Genomic DNA, 4,316 nt, shown 5'->3' with positions numbered 1-4,316 from the left:
ATCTACACCCCCCCCCCCCCAATCCTTTTATGTGTTGTTGGTTTTGGTTCTTCTGGGGTTTTTTTTTTTGTTTTTTTTTTGGTGGGGGGGGGGGGGGGGGCCCCCCCCCCCCGCCCCCGCACCGTACGTACTGAACGTACTGACCGCGTGCCTACTGACCGCGTGCCTCTAGAACAGGTCGATGACCTGCTTCACGCACAGCACCACGAACAGCAGCCCGCCCAGCGCCAGCATGATGTTGCTCAGCCAACCGTTGCGCCATTCGCCGGGCGTACGGTCCGTGTTGAGCAGCCACACCAGGGTCAGTGCCAGGAACGGCATGAAGAACGCGCCCAGCACCCCGTAGACCACGACCAGGCCGAACGGCTGGTCCAGCCAGAGCAGCGCCATCGGCGGGAACGTCAGCCAGAGCAGGTACGCCCGGAACGGCTTCGACTTCTCGCGCTTGCCCGCCGCGACCTCCTCGGCCATGCCGGTCACCGGCTGCCCCGTCTTGCGCTCCCGCTGGAAGCGCTCCACGAAGTCCGCGAACATCAGGCTCACCCCGTGCCACACGCCCACCAGCGCACCGAACGACGTGGCGAAGAAGCCGATCAGGAAGAGCTTCGCGGTGACGACGCCGAACTTGGCCTCCAGTACGCCGCCCAGGTCGACCAGGCCCTTGTCGCCCTTGCCCAGTGCGACGCCCGAGGAGTGCAGCAGCTCGGCGCCGATGATCAGCATCGCGACGACGAAGATGCCGGTGGTGATGTACGCGACGCGGTTGTCGAGCCGCATCACCTTCATCCAGCTGGAGTTGGTCCAGCCCTTGGAGTTCACCCAGTAGCCGTACGCGGCCATGGTGATGGTGCCGCCGACGCCGCCGATCAGGCCGAGCGTGTAGAAGAGGGAGCCGTCCGGGAGGGTGGGCACCAGGCCCTTGACCGCGTTGCCGAGGTCGGGGGCGACCCGGATCGCCACGTACACGACGACCAGGAACTTCATGCCGATGACGACCGTCATGAACTTCTCGAAGACCGCGTACCGGTTGAACCACACGAAGGCGAGGCCGAGCAGGCCGCACAGGATCGCCCAGAACTTGATGCTCGGGCCGTCCGGGAAGAGCGCCGCGATCGGCAGCGCCGACGAGGACATCGCGGTCGCGCCGTACACGAAGCCCCAGATGACCACGTACACCGCGAAGTAGTACGTCGTCCACTGGCCGAGGCTGCGCCAGCCCTCGAAGAGGGTCTTGCCGGTGGCCAGGTGCCAGCGCCCTGTCGCCTCTGCGAGCGAGATCTTGACGAGGCAGCCGATGATCGCCGCCCAGAGGAGCGTGTACCCGAACTTGCTGCCCGCGATCAGCGTCGCGACCAGGTCACCGGCGCCCACACCGGTGGCGGCGACGACGATGCCCGGTCCGATGTACTTCCAACTCGCCTTGCGCAGCGGCGGCGAGTCGGCCGACTCCGGTGTCACCCGGCCCTTACCGCTGTTGCCCTGCACGCTGTCCGACATGGTGTTTCCCCTGCTTCCTGCTCGTCCCCCTGATGATCCGGATCACCAAAGCGGGGGCGGTGGGGGCGGCGCAAGGGGGTGGGCCGGATCGTCTCCGTATCGCAGCGTTACGAGCGGGTGTTGCGGGTGTCGCGGGTGGATCGGACGGTCAGGCGGGGTGGGCGCGGGCGGCGAGGTAGTGGCCGGTGACGTAGGCGATCTCCGCCAGCCACCGCTGAAGCACCGCCGCCTTGCGGGCGTTGACCACGCACTCGAAGAAGCGGCCGTCGGGCAGGACGGCGGCGACCATCAGCCGGTGCCCGACCGGACTCGGCCGGAACTGGACCGTGCCCAGCTCGTGCCACGAGAACTCGGCACCCTGCCCGTTCGCGTCGAAGGCGACCCCGGCGGAGTCGACGACCACCCCGAAGTGCTTGTCGGCGGCGAGGAATTCGGGACCGGGGGTGGGCTGGAAACCCTGGTGCGGCAGGGGTGCGGGAGGGAGCGGGGCCGGGGTGAAGGCGGGCGGGGGCGGCCCGAAGCCGGCCGGCGGGGGTATGGCGCCCTGGGGCCCCTGCCCGTAGGGGTTGGTCGTCACCGGTCAGTCCTCGTCCTCGGGGGCTTCGTCGATCAGGTACGTGGTCAGGTACGCGTCGAGGACGTCGACGGCCACCACGACCACGAGGCCGTGGAGGACCGCGTACTCGACGAGCAGCCCCGGGGCGACCATGGCCTTGCGGTCGTTCTCGTACGGTCCCACGGCCGCGCCGGCCTTGCTGTACGGGTTGCGCAGCAGCGCGCGCAGGCCCTTGTCCAGCATCGCCTGCCGCTCGGCGGGAAGCGCGTCGTGGATCTGCCGGGCCTCGACGGTCCAGCGGAGGCCGTACTCGGCCATGGCGAAGCCTTTCGGTGGGGTGACCTGCCGACAAGTATGGCGGGCCACCCCGGGCGGCCGCACGGGAGTTCGTACTAGATCATCCAGGTCACCTAGATCACCAGACTCAGCAGCGCCGCCACCGCGAAGCCCGCCACCGAGAGGACCGTTTCCAGGACCGTCCAGGACTTGAGGGTGTCGCGTTCCGAGATGCCGAAGTACTTGGCGACCATCCAGAAGCCGCCGTCGTTGACGTGCGACGCGAAGATCGAGCCCGCCGAGATCGCCATGATGATCAGGGCGAGGTGGGCCTGGGACAGGTCCTGGCCCTCGACCATCGGGACCACGATGCCCGCCGTGGTGACGATCGCGACCGTCGCCGAGCCCTGGGCCACCCGCAGCACGACCGAGATCAGCCAGGCGAGCACGATGATCGGCAGGCCGACGCTGTCGAAGGTCTCGGCGAGCGCGGCCGCGATGCCGCTGCCCTTGAGGACCGCGCCGAAGATGCCGCCCGCGCCGACCACCAGCAGGATGTTGCCGACCGGCTTGAGCGAGGCGGTCGAGACCGTTTCCAGGGACTTGCGGGACCAGCCGCGCCGGATGCCGAGCAGGTAGTACGCGAGGAGCAGCGCGATGGTGAGTGCGACGAAGGGGTTGCCGAAGAACTCGATCACCGAGCGGAGCGTGGATTCCGCGAGTGCGATGGAGGAGAACGTGGCGCCCAGGATGAGGATGAGCGGGGTGCCGATGATGGCGAGGACCGTGCCGAGCGACACCGGATCCTCACGCGGCTGCACGCCGGCCGACTGCTGCTCGGCGGCGACCGCCGCCTTCGCCTCTTCCGCCGCTTCCACCATGTCCTGCGGTACGGGTACGAAGATGCGCTTGCCGATCCAGGCGGCGTAGCCCCAGGCGGCGAGCACGGCCGGGATGCCGACCACGATGCCCATGAGGATGACCCAGCCGAGGGAGACCTTGAAGAGTCCCGCGGCGGCGACCGGACCCGGGTGCGGGGGCAGGAACGCGTGGGTCATGGAGAGGCCCGCGAGGAGCGGCATCGCGTAGAGGAGGACGGACTTGCCGCTGCGTTTGGCCGCCGCGTAGACGATCGGGGCGAGGACGAAGATGCCGACGTCGAAGAAGACCGGGACGCCGAAGATCAGGCCGGTGAGGCCCATCGCGAGCGGGGCGCGCTTCTCACCGAAGAGGTTGAGCAGTCGGGAGGCCAACACCTGGGCGCCGCCGCTGACTTCGAGTATCGCGCCGAGCATGGTGCCCAGACCGATGATGATCGCGACGTGGCCGAGGATGCCGCCCATCCCGGACTCGATGACCGAGGGGAGGGCCGACTTCTGGACGGTGCCGAAGAGCTCGGTGACCGACAGTCCGGCAGCGAGTCCCACGGCGATGGAGACCGCCAGGAGCGCCACGAAGGGCTGGAGCCTGACCTTGATGATCAGGAGGAGCAGCAGGGCGATGCCGAGGACGGCGACGGTGAGGAGGCCTGGCGTTCCGCCGATGAGGGCGAGGAGACCGCCCGTGTGCGGTGTCACGGGGGTTACGGGGGCGGCGAGCAGCATGGGAGAACTCCGTTGTTTCCGGGCTCACTTGGGCGCGCAGAGAATTCCTGGGGGAGATTTCGCGCAGGGGGGATCACGGCACGGCGGCTCCTCGTACGGGGGGTGGGAGCGCGCCGCGCCGTGAGTTCAGAGGGGGCTCTGGCCCTGGGAAGGGCTGGAGCCGAGCGGCTTCGGCCTGGGAGGGCCGAGCCGAGAGGGATTCAGCCCTGGGAGGGCTGAGCAGAGGGGGCTTTGAACGAGGGGGCTTCGGCCCTGGGGGGCTTCGGCCCTGGGGGGCTTCGGCCCTGCGGGGCTTCGGCCCTGCGGGGCTTCGGCCCTGCGGGGCTTCGGCCCTGCGGGGCTTCGGCCCTGCGGGGCTTCGGCCCTGCGGGGCTTCGGCCCTG

4 protein-coding genes are annotated in these 4,316 nt (G+C 69.1%); all 4 read right to left on the bottom strand.

Annotation, left to right across the window (positions count from 1 at the left end; all coding sequences use genetic code 11):
• Window positions 1–168 precede the first annotated feature (168 nt).
• Complete coding sequence (locus AB0D18_RS41185) at window positions 169–1,497, bottom strand: Nramp family divalent metal transporter (protein WP_362430841.1); 1,329 nt, start codon at window positions 1,495–1,497, stop codon at window positions 169–171.
• Window positions 1,498–1,645: 148 nt separating this feature from the next.
• Window positions 1,646–2,074, bottom strand: a complete 429-nt coding sequence (locus AB0D18_RS41180; RefSeq protein ID WP_362430840.1) for a hypothetical protein — start codon at window positions 2,072–2,074, stop codon at window positions 1,646–1,648.
• Window positions 2,075–2,077: 3 nt separating this feature from the next.
• Window positions 2,078–2,371: a hypothetical protein gene (locus AB0D18_RS41175; protein ID WP_362430839.1), complete on the bottom strand. Its 294-nt coding sequence runs from the start codon at window positions 2,369–2,371 to the stop codon at window positions 2,078–2,080.
• A gap of 92 nt (window positions 2,372–2,463) precedes the next feature.
• Window positions 2,464–3,933 carry a gluconate:H+ symporter gene (locus tag AB0D18_RS41170; protein ID WP_362430838.1) on the bottom strand — a complete coding sequence of 490 codons (1,470 nt, stop codon included), beginning with the start codon at window positions 3,931–3,933 and terminating at the stop codon, window positions 2,464–2,466.
• Window positions 3,934–4,316: the final 383 nt, after the last annotated feature.

The organism is Streptomyces sp. NPDC048442, from assembly GCF_040651475.1.
Classification (GTDB): Bacteria; Actinomycetota; Actinomycetes; order Streptomycetales; family Streptomycetaceae; genus Streptomyces.
This window is presented reverse-complemented; position numbering and strand designations above follow the sequence as displayed.

Coding starts and splice junctions, on each gene's coding strand:
- AB0D18_RS41175 (WP_362430839.1), bottom strand. CDS start 2,371: ATGGCCGAGTACGGCCTCCGCTGGACCGTCGAGGCCCGGCAGATCCAC.
- AB0D18_RS41185 (WP_362430841.1), bottom strand. CDS start 1,497: ATGTCGGACAGCGTGCAGGGCAACAGCGGTAAGGGCCGGGTGACACCG.
- AB0D18_RS41170 (WP_362430838.1), bottom strand. CDS start 3,933: ATGCTGCTCGCCGCCCCCGTAACCCCCGTGACACCGCACACGGGCGGT.